At 68.7% G+C, this 16,563-nt stretch carries 13 protein-coding genes and 1 pseudogene; 6 read left to right on the top strand and 8 right to left on the bottom strand.

Going from position 1 to position 16,563, the window contains the following annotated elements:
* Nucleotides 1-12: 12 nt before the first annotated feature.
* On the bottom strand, nt 13-1,248 hold the full coding sequence (locus ACH4T9_RS29595) for a methyltransferase domain-containing protein (RefSeq protein ID WP_396674508.1): 1,236 nt from the start codon (nt 1,246-1,248) through the stop codon (nt 13-15).
* 29 nt (nt 1,249-1,277) lie between these two features.
* Entirely contained in the window at nt 1,278-2,399 is a 1,122-nt protein-coding gene (locus ACH4T9_RS29590) for a DegT/DnrJ/EryC1/StrS family aminotransferase (RefSeq protein WP_396674506.1), read from the bottom strand.
* Nucleotides 2,400-2,519: 120 nt separating this feature from the next.
* On the opposite strand from ACH4T9_RS29590, the gene ACH4T9_RS29585 reads away from it, so the two are divergent.
* The 5 genes from ACH4T9_RS29585 (at nt 2,520) to ACH4T9_RS29565 (ending at nt 7,706) form a co-directional block, all read left to right on the top strand.
* Entirely contained in the window at nt 2,520-2,708 is a 189-nt protein-coding gene (locus ACH4T9_RS29585) for an asparagine synthase-related protein (RefSeq protein ID WP_396674504.1), read from the top strand.
* Between the two features lie 569 nt (nt 2,709-3,277).
* Nucleotides 3,278-4,267, top strand: a complete 990-nt coding sequence (locus ACH4T9_RS29580) for a class I SAM-dependent methyltransferase (RefSeq protein ID WP_396674502.1) — start codon at nt 3,278-3,280, stop codon at nt 4,265-4,267.
* Nucleotides 4,268-4,570: 303 nt separating this feature from the next.
* Entirely contained in the window at nt 4,571-5,515 is a 945-nt protein-coding gene (locus tag ACH4T9_RS29575) for a phytanoyl-CoA dioxygenase family protein (RefSeq protein WP_396674500.1), read from the top strand.
* Nucleotides 5,516-5,599: 84 nt separating this feature from the next.
* Entirely contained in the window at nt 5,600-6,397 is a 798-nt protein-coding gene (locus ACH4T9_RS29570; RefSeq protein ID WP_396674498.1) for an arylamine N-acetyltransferase, read from the top strand.
* A gap of 22 nt (nt 6,398-6,419) precedes the next feature.
* On the top strand, nt 6,420-7,706 hold the full coding sequence (locus ACH4T9_RS29565; protein WP_396674496.1) for a condensation domain-containing protein: 1,287 nt from the start codon (nt 6,420-6,422) through the stop codon (nt 7,704-7,706).
* A 49-nt stretch (nt 7,707-7,755) separates the two neighbouring features.
* On the opposite strand, the gene ACH4T9_RS29560 is transcribed toward ACH4T9_RS29565, so the two are convergent.
* From ACH4T9_RS29560 to ACH4T9_RS29535, 6 genes are all read right to left on the bottom strand, one after another.
* Complete coding sequence (locus ACH4T9_RS29560; protein ID WP_396674494.1) at nt 7,756-8,976, bottom strand: cytochrome P450; 1,221 nt, start codon at nt 8,974-8,976, stop codon at nt 7,756-7,758.
* 30 nt (nt 8,977-9,006) lie between these two features.
* Nucleotides 9,007-10,644, bottom strand: a complete 1,638-nt coding sequence (locus tag ACH4T9_RS29555) for a class I adenylate-forming enzyme family protein (RefSeq protein ID WP_396674492.1) — start codon at nt 10,642-10,644, stop codon at nt 9,007-9,009.
* A gap of 43 nt (nt 10,645-10,687) precedes the next feature.
* Nucleotides 10,688-12,286: a fatty acid--CoA ligase family protein gene (locus tag ACH4T9_RS29550; protein ID WP_396674490.1), complete on the bottom strand. Its 1,599-nt coding sequence runs from the start codon at nt 12,284-12,286 to the stop codon at nt 10,688-10,690.
* 165 nt (nt 12,287-12,451) lie between these two features.
* The gene (locus tag ACH4T9_RS29545; protein WP_396674488.1) at nt 12,452-14,020 is read right to left on the bottom strand and encodes a class I adenylate-forming enzyme family protein; all 1,569 of its coding nucleotides are present in this window, start codon (nt 14,018-14,020) and stop codon (nt 12,452-12,454) included.
* 42 nt (nt 14,021-14,062) lie between these two features.
* Nucleotides 14,063-15,058 (bottom strand): acetamidase/formamidase family protein, encoded by a 996-nt coding sequence (locus tag ACH4T9_RS29540; protein WP_396674486.1) that lies wholly within the window; start codon nt 15,056-15,058, stop codon nt 14,063-14,065.
* 16 nt (nt 15,059-15,074) lie between these two features.
* Complete coding sequence (locus ACH4T9_RS29535; RefSeq protein ID WP_396674484.1) at nt 15,075-15,515, bottom strand: transposase family protein; 441 nt, start codon at nt 15,513-15,515, stop codon at nt 15,075-15,077.
* On the opposite strand from ACH4T9_RS29535, the pseudogene ACH4T9_RS29530 reads away from it, so the two are divergent.
* Nucleotides 15,440-16,498, top strand: a pseudogene (locus ACH4T9_RS29530) (IS630 family transposase); the annotation flags it as partial. The gene ACH4T9_RS29535 and the pseudogene ACH4T9_RS29530 sit on opposite strands and share 76 nt — an antisense overlap.
* Between the last annotated feature and the right edge of the window lie 65 nt (nt 16,499-16,563).

Here is a 16,563-nt window from a genome sequence, read left to right as displayed (position 1 = left end):
CCTCTCGATCCCTCAGAGCACCCGGACGTTCGGCACATAGCTGATCCATCGCCCGCCGGAGCGCCGGAATTCCTGCTCGTTCGCCATGATTTCGTCGGCGTGGTTCCACGCGAACAACAGCGCGTAGTCCGGGTACGGATCGCGGAACGCGGTCGGCGGGCGTACCGGGATGTGCTTGCCGGGCGTCAGCCGGTGCTGCTTGGCGGGCGTACTGTCACACACGTAGGAGACGAGCTCGGGCCCGATATCGCAGAAGTTGGTGACTGTGGCGCTTTTCGCCGTGGCGCCGTAGGCGACCACGCGGGATCCGTCCTTGCGCAGCCGCCGCAGCAGTTCCACCAGGTCGTCGCGCACGCGCATCACGTCGGCGGCGAAGCCACGCAGGGTCTCCATACCGGACAGCCCGCGGGCGTCCTCCTCGGCGAGCAGGGCGGCGACGGCGGCGCTGGGCGTGCGCCTCCCGGCCCGGGCGAGCGTGTACCGGATCTCGCCGCCGTGCACCGGCAGCCGTTCGACGTCGACCAACTCGAATCCGTAGTGCTCGGCCATGGCCCGCACCGAGTGCCCGCTGAACAGGAAGAAGTGCTCGTCGTAGATCTGGTCGAAGGACGTCTTCGCCACCAGGTCACCGAGGTACGGGTCCTCGAACACGAACACGCCGTCCGGCGCCAGCAGCGCGTCCACGCCGCGGAAGATCGAGTCCGGGTACGGGATGTGACACATGGTGTTCGCCGCGAAGATGACCTGGGCCGGCCCTTCCGCCGCACGGACCTGCGCCGCCGTCGAGTCCTCGAAGAACGCGGTGCGTACCCGGACGCCCGCGGCGCGGGCCACCTCGGCCACCCGCCCGGAGGGTTCGAAGCCCAGATGGCGTACGCCGGCCTGTTGGATCGTGCTCAGCATGACGCCGTCGTTGCAGCCCATCTCGACGATGAACGGGTCCGGCACGGCCAGCTCGGTGGCGAGGAACCGTCGTGCGACGCTCGCGAAGTGCTCACGCATCACCGCCGACCCGGACGAGTGGTACGGGTAATCCTCGTGGAACATTCGCTCCCGCGGTACCGACTCGGTGAGCTGCACCATCGTGCACGACTCGCATTGCCCGACGGCGAGCCGGAAGAAGAACTCCGTGGCATCGCTGTCCGGCTCTCGGAACGCGTCGGACAGCGGCTGACGGCCGAGGTCGAGGAACTCATGGACATTCCCGTCGCACACTCTGCAGGTGGCGGTCGCCAGTTCTCCCGGCATGGTGTTCCCTCCGTACCAGATGGGTTGTCTCAGAAACCGGCCAGCACCTCGCGAAGGGCCCGGATCACCGCCTGCTGCCGGTCGAGCGGCAGCGACGGGTACATCGGCAGCGAGAACACCTCGCCGGCCAGTTTCTCGGTGACCGGCAGCGAGCCCTTGGCGTAACCGAGGTGCGCGAATCCGGCCATCGTGTGCACCGGCCAGGGGTAGCTGATGTTCAGCGCGATGTCGTACGCGCGCAGCCGCTCGATGATCTCGTCCCGCCTGGGGTGCCGAACCGCGTACAGGTAGTACACGTGCTCATTCCCGGGCGACACCGTCGGCAGCACGAGCCCGCCCGGCTCGGCGAGGTCGCCCAGCGCCTCGGTGTAGCGCCGCGCGACTACGCGGCGCCCCGAGATGTACGCGTCGAGCCGGCGCAGCTTGCCCCGCAGGATCTCGGCCTGTACCTCGTCGAGGCGGCTGTTGTGCCCGGGAGTCCGCTCCACGTAGTAGCGGTCCTCCATGCCGTAGTAGCGCAGGCGCCGGATGTTCTGGTCGGTGTGCTCGTCGCCGGTGATCACGGCGCCGCCGTCGCCGTATGCGCCGAGAACCTTCGTGGGATAGAACGAGAACGCGGCGGCGTCGCCCATCGCGCCGGCCAGCTGGCCGTGGTGGCGCGCGCCGTGCGCTTGGGCGCAGTCTTCCAGGACGGCCAGGCCGTGCCGGGCGGCCAACCGGCGTAGCGGGGCCATGTCGACGCACTGGCCGTAGAGGTGCACGGGGACCAGCGCCCGGGTACGCGGGCCGATCGCGGCCGCAACCTGGTCGGTGTCCATGAGGAAGTCGTCCTCGCGCACATCCACGAAGACCGGCTTGGCGCCCGTCCCGTCGATGGCCACCACGGTCGGCGCGGCGGTGTTGGCGACCGTGATCACCTCGTCGCCCGGGCCCACGCCGAGCGCCTGCAACCCCAGCTTGATCGCGTTGGTGCCGTTGTCCACGCCGGCGCAGTGGGTGACGCCGTGGTACGCCGCGAACTCCGCCTCGAACCCGGCCACGCTCGGACCCAGTATCAGCTGGCCGGACTCGAACACCTTCGCCACCGCGGCGAGCACCTCCTCGCGTTCGTCGTGGTACTCCGGCAGGTAGTCCCAAACCCGGATCGTCACCGTTGCCCTCCCTCGTGGGCGAGCGTTGCACCGACTGCGCGAGTGTCCAGCGGACCTTGGCCGCCATGGACATGTCGGAGGCGCCCTCCACTGTGCTCTCCAGCGGACCGAGTACTCAAAATGTCATACCGTTCTTCCACATCCGGAACGCCGTACCCGACAGGTAGAACAATCCGACTGGGAAGGCGGACCGAACGGATGGGCATGGTCGTCGGCATCGAGGTACGCGTCCCGTTCTGCGACCACGCGCTGGAAGTTCGTGCCGCATTCGCCAGGGCGAGCCGGAAATCTACGTTCGTGCATTCCTGATAAACAGCGTGAGCCTCGCGCGGAATACGTGGATAAAACGTGCCACGCCTGGGTCTTCTCGTCAAAATGCGCCTCTCCACGCGCTCACAACCCGTCGAGATGGGCGAGAAAACTGGACAGTGTCCGTTCGGACTGGGTCACACCCATGAAAGCTCACTTCTTTCATACGGCCCGGTAGCGCGATGCTCACCGGACACGGTAGATCCAAACCGCGGGGCCCTGGCATCCCTCACGCTGCTAATGCCCTGCGCCGGAAGTTCGCCTGACAAGTTGGTGCAGGGTCGGTCGAGATCTTCATCGGCGTCATCACCCGCCAGGCCATCCGACGCGGAACCTTCACCGGCGTCCCGGACCTCGGCTACGCGATCCGCACGTTCATCGACGCCTACAACCAACGCTGCGAGCCGTCCAGCTGGACCAGGACCGCCGGTCAGATCCTGACCAGAGCCACCCCGTCCAAAGCCCTCAGACACGCGACGCCAGTCGTCCAGCCGTCGCGGGTGAACCGCCGAGCGCACTGTCAATCTGTGGGATGGCGTGCCCCGCCCCGCGTCGATCACGCTTCCGACATGGACGGCTTCGAGCTGTACGACCTCGCGCGCAAGCTGATGCAGATCGGCGAGGACGCCATCCCGGACCCCACCGGTTTGCAGCGGCTGTCCCCCGGCGTGCGCCTCGTCATGACCGACGTGTTCGAACACCCGGACACCTCGATCACCGAGATCGCCGACCGCACCGGCTTCCCAGCAAGCCACGTGGAGGCGTCCGTCACCACCCTGAGCAACCTCGACGCCGTGACCACCGCCGCCGACCCGAACGCCCCCGGACGGACCGTGGTCCGGCCGATCCCCCGGCACAACGCTGCCGCGCGGATCGACGAGCGGCTCGCCGCAGCAGCCGGGATCCAGGACCCCTGCCAGGCCAAGGAACTGGTCGGGACGCTGGAGAAACTGGCACGCCGACTGGCCAGGGCCTTGTCGCCGGAACTCTTCGACTGGTACACCGCCGAGACGCCGCCCTGGGACGCCGGCCTCCCGCAACCGGCCATGCGTCACCTCGCCGAGGCAGGCGCCTTCCGCGGCCGGGTCCTCGAAGTCGGCTGCGGCACCGGCGAGCACGCCCTCTTGGCGGCCGCGCTCGGCCTGCCGACCCTCGGCATCGACCCAGCGCCGACAGCGATCGAGACCGCGCGGCGCAAAGCCCGCGAGCGCGGCCTGCAAGCGCGCTTCCTGGTCGGGAACGCCTTCGAACTCGGCAAGCCAGGCGAGCAGTTCGACACAGTCCTCGACAGCGGCCTGTTCCACGTCTTCAGCGACCCCGAACGGATCCGCTACGCCGACAACCTGGCCACCGTCATGCCCCCGGAGGCACGATTGTTCCTCCTCTGCTTCAGCGACCGCCTCCCACCCGGCAACGGACCACGACGAGTGAGCCAGGACGAAATCCGGGCCACCTTCGCCACCGGCTGGCGGGTCGACTCGATCGAACCCGCAACGCTGGAGAACAACATATCTGCCGACGAGGTACCCGCCTGGCTCGCCACGATCACCCGCACCTGAGCCCCGCAGGCCGAAACAATGAGCGCCTTCACCCGTTCGACTACTTCTTCTCCTACTTCTACGGAAAGAACGACGCCGTGTCACATCTGCGGGGTCGCGTGAACGCCCACGACACGACCGAATTCCCACCAGAGACCAACGAGATTGACTCGGTTTTGAATGCCTGCGGGAGCTGTGATTTCCGGCTGGCGGGAGTCCCGCGGCCAGGTGCTGTCAGACCGAGGGATAGGGATCCCTCCACATCCGACCTAGCATCGGCAGCACGTCCTGAACATCGAATGCGACAGGAAGGGTGGCAGGTTCGTGGCTGAAGACGACACGATCACCATTCGCGTTGACGACCGGATCAAGCAGGCACTTGCCGCCCTGACCCGCGGTGGCGCTTCCGCCACGACGGCGATCGAACGGGCGATCCTGGAATCGGCCAGGCGCGCAGCGCCCGCCGCACCCACCGAAGCCATGCCGAGCAGCATCGACTCGCGGACGTTGAGTGTGCAGCGGAAGCTGACTCGTGAACAGCTGCTTGAGTTCGCCGAACGCGGCTACATCGTGATCCCGGACGTCGTGCCTCCGGACATCCTGGCCGCGGCCAACGCGGCGGTGGACAAGCAGCTGCGCGCGTATCCGCCCGGGGAGGGGCACGCCGGACCGCACTTCATGTTCCCGAAGTGGGAGGAGGAGCCGGACCTCGCGGCGCTTCTGCGGGACACCCAGGCCTTCGAGCTCGCCGAAGAACTCACCGGTGACGGTGCCATGGAATATCCGTGGCAGACGCAGATCGCCATGACCTTTCCGCCCTACGTCGACGACCGGGGAATGCCGCACATCGACGGCGGAATGCGCCGGAAGGCCGATGAGCCCCCGCGGACCTTCACCATGCTCGCCGGTTTCTTCCTCACCGACCAGGACGGCGACGATTCCGGGAACCTCTACGCCTGGCCGGGAACGCACCGCGCTCACGCAAAGTACTTCCGTGAGCACGGGCCCGACGCCTTCACCTCCTACCCGGACATCAAGCTGCCCGAGCGGGAGCAGGTGCGCGGCCGCGCGGGAGACATGCTGCTGAAGCACTACATGGTCGGCCACAACGTCGGCAGCAACACGTCCGACTCCGTCCGGCGCACGGTCTACTTCCGGCTCAAGGTCCGCGGGCACGACGCGACGTGGCGTCAGATCCTCCAGAACCCCTGGCACGACTTCACTCCGCTGCGACCGCTGGTGTCTTCGTTCGACGACAACGTCGAATAGCGGTCCACGGTCGGATTCGACAGCCGGCAGGCTTTTCCGGCCTGCCGGCTGTCGGCGTGAGGGATGCCCGGAGAGAGACAGACGATGTACGACATCGACACGTACCTGCGGCGGTTGGGCTACGACTCCGCCACCAGCCAGCCGGCCGCGGATCTGGCGACCCTCGTCGCACTGCACAAGCGGCACATGGAGAGCATTCCGTTCAACAGTGCGGGCTCGCTGGCCGTGCCGGCGCCGAGCGGACGGCTGGTCGATCTGGTCGACTTCGACGAGGACGCGACGTTCGACTCGGTGATCGCGGCGGGCCACGGCGGCGGCTGCGTCCAGATGACCCGGTTGTTCCTGCGGCTGCTGCGCGACCTCGGGTTCGATGCCGACCTGATCGCCGGCACGACGGCGGAGGGCCGCCGGTCCTATGGTGTCGAGGTCGAGCACATGCTGATCCTGGCCCGCGTGGACGGCGGGTCCTGGCTGGTCGACATCGGGTACGCCGGACCGTCCTTCGTCGAGCCTCTGCGCCTCGACGGCGCCGCCGGCGATCAACGGCAGTACGGCTGCCGGTACCGGCTCACCCCTGGCGGGGACGGTGTGTCGCTGCAGCGCCGCCCCCGGCTCGGCCAGTGGAGCACGGTCTACGCGTTCACCGCGAAAGTCCGCGACCGGTCGGACTGGGCGCCGGCGGAAGAAGCGATCAACGCCGCGCTCGCGGCCGGCGGCGACGGCGCCGAGCTCTACAGCCGAGCGGTCTCCGACGGCCAGGTGGTGTTGAAGGGCCGTCGTTATCTGACCGTCCGGGCCGGCATCGAGAAGACCCGCACCGTCACCGACGACGGTGACTGGCATGCGCACCGCAGCGCGATTCTGGCCGGCGAAGTCGGCTGATCCCGACAACGAGGAGGAAGGCATGCGCCGACGAATTGCCCGGTCGGAACGGATGTACGTCAGCGAGATCAGGACACAGGCGCTGCAGATCTGCGTGGTGCGCGGCGGCGTCGACGCGCAACTCCTGGACGCGGCGTTCACCGCTGTCCTCGCGGAGGCGCCGGGTCTGCGCAGCCGGCTGGAGAAGGACGGCGACGACTACTACCTCAGCCTGCTCGAGCCGAGCGAGCTGCCGCGCCTGCACGTCCGGCGCAACGAGCCCGGTGCACAGCTTCAGGAGTACAACAAGCCATTGCACCTCGGTGGCCCGCTCGCGCGTGCCGTCCTGCTGACCGGCGCCGACGAGGACGTCGTGATGTTCGGCGTCGACCATGCGATCTGCGACGGCCGCAGCGCGACCGCGTTCTGCCGCCGGATCTGGCAGCGCTACATCGACATTCAATCCGGCAGCTATTCGGCTCCGGAGCCGCGGCCGCAGGAGTGGCCGGCGCCGCTCGACGACTGGCTGCCGCCGCGCAGCGAGGCCGAGCTGGACGCCTACGTCCAGGAGCGGCTCAAGCGGGCCGAGGGCGCGCCGGTGGCGTCTCTGCCGTTCCGGGCGGCCGGGTCCACCCCGGCGGTGCCGGCGGAGAGCCTGATGACCTCGCGCCGGCTCCGGCTGACCGAATCGGAGACCACCGGTCTGCTGGCCTTCGCCAAGGACGCCGGGGTGTCGGTGAACGGGCTGGTCGCCGCGGCATTGCTGGCGGCCGTACGCGCCGGCCTGCCCGAGGAGCTGGACGGTCATCGACTGTCGAGTTTCTGCACGGTCGACCTGCGCGACCAGGTCGCGCCGGGCCTCAGCCACGAGGCGATGGTGCCGATGGTCTCCTGGTATCGCGATCTGCTCGAGGTGCCCAGAGGCGTCGACCTGGTCAAGCTCGGCCACCGCTTCACCACCGAGTTGCGCGCCGGCATCGAACGGGGTGACGCGCCGAGGGAGATGCAGGCATTGGACCGGCTACTCCCCCACCCTCAGCTCTGGCCGACCAGCCTGGTGCTCACCAACGTCGGACGAATCGACGGGCCGCCATCCCCGAAGGGACTGGAGATCGTCGACATGACCAAGTTTCCGCTGTCCAGCCGGTGGGACCCGGAGCGCGGCGCGGGCCCGTTGCTCGCGTCGCCGGCGACGATCTACGGCCGGTTCAGCATCGAGATGCCGTACAGCACGCAGTGCTTCACGACCGAGCAGATGGACTCGATCCACGACCACATCCGCGACTCGCTGCTGGCATGCGCCGACCGGGCGCCGCGTTCGCGGCGGTGAAGCATGCGGGCGGCCGGATGGCGTCCGGCCGCCCGCGAACGGGTCGGGATCAAAAGCGAACCGGCAGGCGCAGTACGCTCAGCACCGGGGTCTTCAGACGCACCGGAACCTGCTCCAGCGGCACGTCCAAGGCGAGTCCGGGCAGGCCGAGCACCAGCGAGGTCAGCGCCTCGGCCAGGACGAGCCGGGCCAGCCGCTGCCCGACGCAGGCGTGTACGCCGTACCCGAAGGCCAGGTGAGCGGACGCGTCCTGGCTCAGGTCGAACCGGTCGGGACAACCGAACTTGGCCGGATCACGGTTGGCCGCCGGCAAGGCGACCGTCACCGTCTCCCCCTCGCGGATCAGCTCCCCGCCGAGCTTCACATCGGACAGCGCGGTCCGGAAGATCTGGAACTGGTTGACCGACGTGTACCGCAGTAGCTCCTCGACCATTCCCTCGATGCCGCTCGCGCCGCCGATCCGGGCGGCCGAACGCAGCGTGTCGAGCTGGTCGCCATGATGCAGCAGCGCCAGCAACGACGACGCGAGCGCGCCCTCGCAGCTGGCGAAGCCCGCCGCGAAGACGATCAGCAGCATGTTGGTGATCTCGCGGTCGGTCAGCCCGGGCTCGGCGGCCAGCCGCCCGATGACGTTCGCGCCCGGCTCGACCCGTGCCTTGCCCACGAGGTCCAGGAGGTAGTGGTACGCCTGTGTCCCGGCCTCCCGCTCCGCCTCGAGGCTGACCTCGTTATCGGTGGCGCTGTCGCTCAGGGCGGACAGGACCGGGCTGCCGGCGAACGGCACCCCCAGCACCTCGCACAACACCCGCAGCGAGAGCGGCCGGACGTAGGTCGGCAGGAGGTCGACCGGCGAGCCGTGCTCCCGCACCTGGGTGAGCTGCGCGGTGGCCAGCTCGGCCACCCGCGGGGCGTACGCCCTCGTGGCGCGGGCACTGAACTCGCTGCTGAGCAGGTTGCGGTAGCGGGTGTGCTCCGGCGGATCCATGTGGATGAACCCGCCCGGCACGATGGGCACGGACGGGAATATCTCGCCCTTCTTCGTCACGGGGGCGTGGGTGGTGTGGAACCGGTGGCTGAACGCCTGGTTGCTGAGCACCTCACGGGCGAGGTCGTGGCTGGTGGCCAGCCAGCCGATGTGACCGTCGGGATACACCATCCGGGTCAGTGGCCGCGTCCGGACCAGCTCACCGAGCACCGCCGGCGGATCGAACGGTTCGGTGCGATCCCAGTGCTGTAGGTACGAGATCGGTTCCGAAATTCCCTCAGTCATGCGGTGACATCCTCTGTTCTGGACCGGGTTTCACCGGGTCGCGTCGGATCCCTGGTCTGCGGCCTGCACCCGAAGCGCCTGCCGGTCCACCTTTCCCGCGGCGCTCAGCGGCAGAGCGGCCAACAGCAACAGACGTTCCGGGAACTTCCGTGGCTCCATCCCGGCCGCGGCGAGGTGGGCGGTGACCTCGGCCAGACTCAGCTCGGCCGAGGTGGCGACGCAGGCGCAGACGCGTTCGCCGTACAGCGGGTCCGGCACCGCTACGCAGGCGACGTCGCGGATCGCGGGATGCGTGATCAGCACCGACTCGACCTCCGCCGGGCTGATGTTGAGGCCGCCGCGGATGACCACGTCCTTGCGGCGTCCGACGATCCGGAGCCGGCCCTGGTCGTCGATCAACCCGAGGTCTCCGGTACGGGTCCACCCGTCCGGGGTGCGCAGCGTGCGGTCCAGCTCGGGGGAATTGATGTAGCTCATCGGCGACATCGGGCCGCGCGCGACGACCTCACCGGTCGCTCCGGCCGGCAGCTCGAGCCCGTCCGGGCCGACGATGCGAATGTCCGCGACGGCGGGGTCGGGACAGCCGACCGTACCGTCGTAACGGCCGAGACCGCTGTTGCACGACACCCCGTCGGCCGAGCCGTACAGCGAGACGACTGTGCAGCCCAGGAGCTCCTCGGCGCGCCGCGCGGTGTCCGGGTCGAGCGCGGACCCACCGAGTACGGCGGCTTGCAGGGCGCTGAGGTCGGCGTCCTGGATCTCCGGGCAGTCCAGCAGCATGCGCAGCATCGTCGGCACGCCCAGCAGGTGGGTGGGCCGGGTGTCGGCGATGGTCCGCAGCGTCGCGGCAGCGTCGAAGGTCGGCCTCAACACGAGGGTCCCGCCCAGGGTCGCGAGGGTGACCGGCGTTCCGCTGGAGCCGAAGGCCGACGCCAGCGGGACGAGGAACAAGTTACGCATCGTGGCCGGAGACCCTCGGTGCAGGCCGGCCATCATGGCACCCCGCCCGCCGGTCAGCGCGTTGTGCGAATACAGGACCATCTTCGGTTCCGCCTCGGACCCGGAGGTAACCAGGATCCGCGCCGGCCCGTCGGGGTCGAATTCCCGCGGCACGAACTCGTCCGCGGTGGCGGCGAACAGGGACTCGAGCGGCACGCAGCCCGGCGTCTCGGCTGCGCCGTCCCCGGCGACGATGACGGCACGCAGCATCGGCAGGGCGTCAGCGTGTTTCCGGATGCGCTCGGCGCAGGGATAGCCGTGATGATCGGCGACGGTAATCACCGCGACCGCCTCGGAGCGGCGCAACAGGCTCGCCGCGTCGCGGTCGCCCCGGCCGAGCGGAAACGGCAGCACGATGGCGCCCACCGCCGCGACGGCGAGGTCGACGGCACACGCGAGACGGGCGTTGGGCAACTGGACCGCCACGACGTCGCCGGGGCCGATGCCAAGCTGTGCCAGCCCCGCGGCCAGGCGCCGGGCTGTCCCGTCCAGTTCGCCGTAGCTGACCGTCCCCTCGGCGTCCAGCACGGCCGGCGCCTGAGGCGCGCGCTGGACGTGGCCCCGGAACAGGGAGTACAAGTCCTGGCCCGGGTAGTGGCCCGCGGCGGCCCAGGCCCGGCGCTGGTCGGCGGAAACGTGGTCGGTGTACCGGGTAGAGGTGCGGTTCACGAGACCCTCCCCTTCTGTGCCTGACGGAGATCCATCCGGTCCCCTAGACCGGGGAGACGAGGCGGGTCAGTGCCGCGCGGGCAGCGGCCTGCAGTTGGACCCGATCGGGTTTGCCCCAGCCGGTCTTCGGTAGTCCCCGGCGAATCTCGATCAAGCTGGGGACGTGGTTGTCGGACAGGGCCTCGGCGACATGACGGCGCAACTCCTGGAGGTCCACGACGACGCCGGGTTCCGGCACGACGGCGGCGTAGATGTGCTCCACCCGATTGGCGTCTTCGACCCCGCACACTGCGGCCTGGGACACGCCCGAGGCCCGGCTGAGCACACTCTCCACCGCCTCGAGGTGGATGCGGATGCCCTTGACCTTCATCATGTCCGCGATCCGGCCGCTCAGGTGCAGGTAACCGTCGGCGTCGAGGTGCCCGAGGTCGCCGGTGCGCACCCAGCCGTCACGGACGAGTTGCTCGGTCAGTTTGGGCTCATGCCAGTAGCCGGCCGACGGCCAGCGTGGCTTCGCACAAACCTCGCCGACCTCGCCGACGGGCAGCGCCGCGCCCGTCTCCGGGTCCCTGATGCTCAGCCCCTCGGGATTCACCGGCCGGCCGACCGGCCCACCGGCGTCCAGGTCGCCGAGATCGTCGGGGGCGAGCATGGTGAGCACCCCGGCCTCGGTCGTGCCGTACACCTGGATCAGCACCGGACCGAGAACCTCCCGGGCCTCACGCAGCCGCTGCGGCGCCGCCGGACTTCCCGCGTGGAACAGCTCGGTCAGGCTGGACAGATCGGTGGCCGCCCGGTCCGGGTGCTCGGCGAGGGCGTACACCTGAGGAGTGCCGACAGCGAGCCGGCTGATCCGGTACTGGGCGACCGCACGCAGCACGGCCCCCGCGTCGAAGCCGTTGTGCAGCACGACCATGCCACCGCTGACGAGCGTGTCGTCCGCGGCGAACACGTCGGAATGAATGAGCGGTGTGGTGATCAGGAGGTTTGTCCGGCCGCTGCGGCCGGTGGCGCTCGCGCCAGCCATGGGTGGCAGGCACGGCGCCGCCGAAACCATGGCGTTCCTGACCCCGAAGGTCCAGCAAACGCCGTTCCGGCCGCTCAACAGCCTGATCTGGGTAATCACCGCGAGGTCACCGTCGACGACGTCCGCACACGGACCCACACCAGCACCGGAACCCACAGTCAGATCCACGGTGTCCGGCTGCCCGGCGCCCAGCACCCCGAGAATCGGCCGACCGGCCACGTTCACCACCAGATCCCGCGCCCGCTCCTCGTTGGCCCGATCGACCGCCAGCATCCGCACACCAACACCCGTGCCGAGAGCGCGCCGCAACTCCAACCGCAACTCGTCGTCGGGCCCGCCCGGATTCACCCAGCGCACATGCGCGGCGGTTGCCCCCACCAGGTTGGCCGCCCACTGCAGAATCAGCGTGGCGGCGGCGTTCGGCTCGGTCAAAATACAGACGACGTCGCCGCGGCTGATGCCGTGGCGGCCCATCACGGCCGCAGCCCGGCGGGTGGCATCGGCCAATTCCCCCGCGGTGAAGAGGACATCCCTGCTGACCAACGCAACGCGACCCGGATCGGCATCGAAACGGGTCAGCAACTGCTGCACATAATGCACGAGCGTCGTACTCATCACCCGGTTTCGCCTTCCTGTCCGGGAAAAATGCGATGGCCATCGGCCGAGCGAGATAAATCGCAGACTAACCGGCGAGTGCCCCGGTAACCATCCCTCACATTGACTGCACGTGGTCACCGCGAATGAGGCGGCCCGACGTTTCCCGGGAAGGCTGAATCGCCCCTAGACCCGGGAGACGGGCGAGGCCAGTGCCGCGCGGGCATCGGCCCGCAGCTGGACCCGATCGGGTTTGCCCGGGCCGGTCACCGGCAGTTCCTGGCGGATTTCGATCAAGCTGGGAACGTGGTTGTCGGACAGTGCCTCGGCGACATGACGGCGCAACTCCTGAGGGTCCAGGTCCGCACCGGGCTTCGGTACGACAGCGGCGTAGATCCGCTCCACGCGGTCGGGGTCCTCCACGCCGCACACCGCGACCTGGGACACGCCGGGCGCCTGGCTCAGCACCCTCTCGACAGCCTCGGGGTGGATGCGGAGACCCTTGACCTTCATCATGTCCGCGATCCGGCCGCTCAGGTGCAGGTAACCGTCGGCGTCGAGGTGCCCGAGGTCGCCGGTGCGCACCCAGCCGTCACGGACGAGCGCCGCGGTCAGCTTCGGCTCGTGCCAATAGCCGGCTATCGGCCAGCGTGGCTTCGCACAGACCTCGCCGACCTCGCCGGCGGGCAGCGCCGCGCCGGTCTCCGGGTCCCGGATGCTCAGCGCTTCGGGGTTCAACGGCCGGCCGACGGTGCCGCACGCGCGCAGGTCGCCGTGATCGTCCGGGATGAGCATGGTGAGCACGCCGGTCTCGGTCGTGCCGTACACCTGGATCAGCACCGGACCGAAGATCTCCCGGGCCTCGCGCAGCCGGAGCGGTGCCCCGGGGCTGCCGGTGTAGATCAGCTCGGTCAAGCTGGACAGGTCGGTGCCCGCCCGGTCCGGATGCTCGGCGAGCGCGTACACCTGCGGAGTGCCGAGAATGAGCCGGCCGATGCGGTACTCGGCGACCGCGCGCAGCACGGCCCCCGCGTCGAAGCCGTTGTGCAGCACGACCATGCCACCGGTGACGAGCGTGTCGTCCGCGCCGAATCCGCTGGAATGGGTGAGCGGTGCGGTGATCAGGAGGTTCGTCCGGACGCTGCGGCCGACGGCCGACGTGGCCATCTCGTTCTTGACCCCGAAGGTCCAGCAGACGCCCTTCGGCAGGCCGCTCGACCCGCTGGTCTGGGTGATCAACGCGAGGTCACCGTCGACGATGTCCGCACACGGACCCACACCAGCACCGGAACCCGCGGTCAGGTCCACAGTGTCCGGCTGCCCGGTGCCCAGCACGGCGAGAATCGGCCGATCGGCCGCGTTCACCACCAGATCCCGCGCCCGCTCCTCGTTGGCCGGATCGACCGCCAGCATCCGTGCGCCGAGATCCGCGACGACCGCGCGCTGCAACTCCACCCGCAACTCGTCATCGGGCACCACCGCGTTCATCCCGCGCACGTGCGCGGCGGTCGCCCCCACCAAGTCCGCCGCCCACCGCAGGATCAGCGTGGCGGCGGTGTTCGGCTCGGTCAGAATGCAGACGACGTCGCCACGGCTGATGCCGTGGTGGCCCATCACGGCCGCGGCCCGGCGGGTGGCATCGGCCAGTTCCCCTGCGGTGAGGAGCACACCCCTGCTGACCAACGCAACGCGATCCGGATCGGCATCGAAACGGGTCAGCAACTGCTGGACATAATGCACATGCGTCGTACTCATCACCCGGTTTCGCCTTCCTGTCCGGGAAAAAGTTGAATCGCGTCAGGCCGCGGGGCGCAGCCAACGGTCGACCCGGGTACGCAGGTCGGCCGGAAAGACGTCTTTGCGCAGCAGGGCGTGCACGCCCTTGGGCGGCAGGGGAACATCGACGTGGTGGATCTCGCTCTGGTCCGCGTACTGGGTGATCCGGAAGCTCGCCGCCATGCTGCACAGTGCGTGGGCCTCGGCGCGGGTGACGCCGGATGCCGCGCTGAACCAGCTGATCATTGCGCGCAGGCAGTCGACCAGCGCGGCCTCCAGGCTGTCGGCCAGTCCGATGCCGACCCAGTGCGTGTCGGTCTCGGCCAGGGGCCGGGTCAAGCCGACGTTCTTGTGGAGGTCGTACCGCATCCGCAGACGCTCGGCCGTCGACTTCAGACCGGTCTGGTCGACCAGCCCGTCGCCCTGCAAGGCGTGCACATCACCGATCCAGATCCGGGCTCCCGGCTTGGCCACGGGAAGAAACAGCGACGAACCCACGGTGAGCTCGGGAAGTGCCAGGTTGCCGCCGTGCACGCCGCCGACCAGCGCGCTCACCTGCTCGTCGCCTGGCGGTTCGACCGCGATGATGCCGGCGAACGGGTCGAGCGGCAGCGAGATCCCGTGGACGTAGTCGGCTCGGGTCCGGGTCTGGTCGAACCGGAAGTCGTGGAAGTACGGCTCGTCGAAGTCGTACGGCAACGCGCCGGCCCGGGTCGGGAAGGCGTTCCCGCCCCAGTCGCTCAGCCGCAACTCCGTCAACCGGCACTCGACGACGTCGCCGGGCTCGGCACCGGTCACCTCGACCGGGCCGATGATCTGGAACGGGCAACCCGGGTACTCCTTGCGCAGCCGCGCACGGTCGGCCGACGACATGCCGTACCGCAGCTGGTTCTGCCAGTTCGTCCAGGTGTCCGGATAGAGAACCTCGTCGCCGGGTTCGATCTTGACGGCCGGCGCAGCGCCGGAATCGAGGATTCCCGGCCGGACCGTGGCCAGTGTGGACTGAACCGTATGCATCGTCACGGCTGCTACGCTAGGCAGCCGAAGATAGGCCAGGCAAGGAAGTCCGGGCGTCGTCGGAAATACTACCAACCTGACTGATGAGGGCGCGCCGCAGACTTCCGGCCAGGTCGCTGGAGTGCGACAACAGAATCATCAAATTGTCACGGACATGAATGCAAAAGCGCAGTCCGACCACGGCGGTAAGGGACTCTGCGAAATTCTCCATGAGTGCGCGGAAACACCCGCCCTCCTCGGAGAAGATCCGCCAGCACTTGAAGTCGGCTACCGCACGTTCGACGGCAGCGCGGATACCGGCGAGCTGCTTGTTGAACTCCGCCTGATGTTCGACCGGGGCTTTGCGCCGGAAATTCGCCTGATAAGTGGGTAGGGGGTGGGATGCCAAGAACCGGGCGTCCCACCGCGCCGCTGACGCTGACCGACGAAGAGCGGGCGACGTTGACGCGGTGGTCACGGCCGGCGAAGTCGTCGCAGGTCCTGGCGATGCGTTCGCGGATCGTCCTGGCCTGCGCCGAGGGCGCGTCGAACACCGACGTCGCGAGGGATCTCGAAGTCCACGTATCCACGGTGGGCAAGTGGCGACGGCGGTTCCTGACGTTGGGGCTCGACGGGCTGATGGACGAGCAGCGCCCGGGCCGCCCGCCGTCGATCAGCCTCGACCGGGTCGAGTACGTGGTGGTGACGACGTTGGAGCAGACCCCGCGTAACGCCACCCACTGGTCGCGCACATCGATGGCCGAGAAGTCGGGATTGTCGAAGTCCACGATCGGACGGATCTGGCGGGATTTCGGCCTCAAGCCCCACCGTGCCGAGACGTTCACACTGTCCACGGACCCGCTGTTCATCGAAAGGGTCGTTGACGTCGTCGGCCTGTACCACAACCCGCCCGAACGGGCCGTCGTGCTCTGTGTCGGCGAGAAGAGCCAGATCCAGGCCCTCGACAGGTCCCAGCCGGTCCTGCCGATGATGCCCGGCATGCCCGAACGGCGTACCCAGGACTACGCCCGCGACGGGATCACCAGCCTGCTCGCGGTGTTCAACATCGCCGACGGCACTGTGATCGGCGAGTTGCATCGCCAGCACCGCGCCGTCGAGTTCAGAGAGTTCCTGACCACGATCGACAAGGCGGTACCGGCCGAGTTGGATGTGCACCTCGTCTGCGACAACTACGGCATTCACAAGACCCGGGCAGTGCGGGCCTGGCTCGCGAAACATCCCCGGTTCCACATGTGCTTCACCCCGACCGGCTCGTCCTGGATCAACCAGGTCGAACGCTGGTTCGGCCACCTCACCGACCGGAGGATCCGCCGTGTCACCCACCAGAGCGCGCAGTCCCTCGAAGCGGACATTCGGGCCTGGATCGCTGACTGGAACAGCAACCCACGCCCGTTCATCTGGACCAAGACAGCCGAAGAGATCTTCGAATCACTCACACGAATTGAACGTCCCGAACGCTCCGCCGACCCTGCTCGGCGGCGGGACCTGCGCGGCGAGTGCCTCAC

The organism is Micromonospora sp. NPDC020750 (genome assembly GCF_044334565.1).
Lineage (GTDB): Bacteria > Actinomycetota > Actinomycetes > Mycobacteriales > Micromonosporaceae > Micromonospora.
This window is presented reverse-complemented; position numbering and strand designations above follow the sequence as displayed.

Excerpts from the sequence above, each read along its gene's own strand:
- ACH4T9_RS29595 (WP_396674508.1), bottom strand. The coding sequence starts at position 1,248 with ATGCCGGGAGAACTGGCGACCGCCACCTGCAGAGTGTGCGACGGGAAT.
- ACH4T9_RS29585 (WP_396674504.1), top strand. The coding sequence starts at position 2,520 with ATGTCATACCGTTCTTCCACATCCGGAACGCCGTACCCGACAGGTAGA.
- ACH4T9_RS29580 (WP_396674502.1), top strand. The coding sequence starts at position 3,278 with ATGGACGGCTTCGAGCTGTACGACCTCGCGCGCAAGCTGATGCAGATC.
- ACH4T9_RS29570 (WP_396674498.1), top strand. The coding sequence starts at position 5,600 with ATGTACGACATCGACACGTACCTGCGGCGGTTGGGCTACGACTCCGCC.
- ACH4T9_RS29565 (WP_396674496.1), top strand. The coding sequence starts at position 6,420 with ATGCGCCGACGAATTGCCCGGTCGGAACGGATGTACGTCAGCGAGATC.
- ACH4T9_RS29560 (WP_396674494.1), bottom strand. The coding sequence starts at position 8,976 with ATGACTGAGGGAATTTCGGAACCGATCTCGTACCTACAGCACTGGGAT.
- ACH4T9_RS29550 (WP_396674490.1), bottom strand. The coding sequence starts at position 12,286 with ATGAGTACGACGCTCGTGCATTATGTGCAGCAGTTGCTGACCCGTTTC.
- ACH4T9_RS29545 (WP_396674488.1), bottom strand. The coding sequence starts at position 14,020 with ATGAGTACGACGCATGTGCATTATGTCCAGCAGTTGCTGACCCGTTTC.
- ACH4T9_RS29540 (WP_396674486.1), bottom strand. The coding sequence starts at position 15,058 with ATGCATACGGTTCAGTCCACACTGGCCACGGTCCGGCCGGGAATCCTC.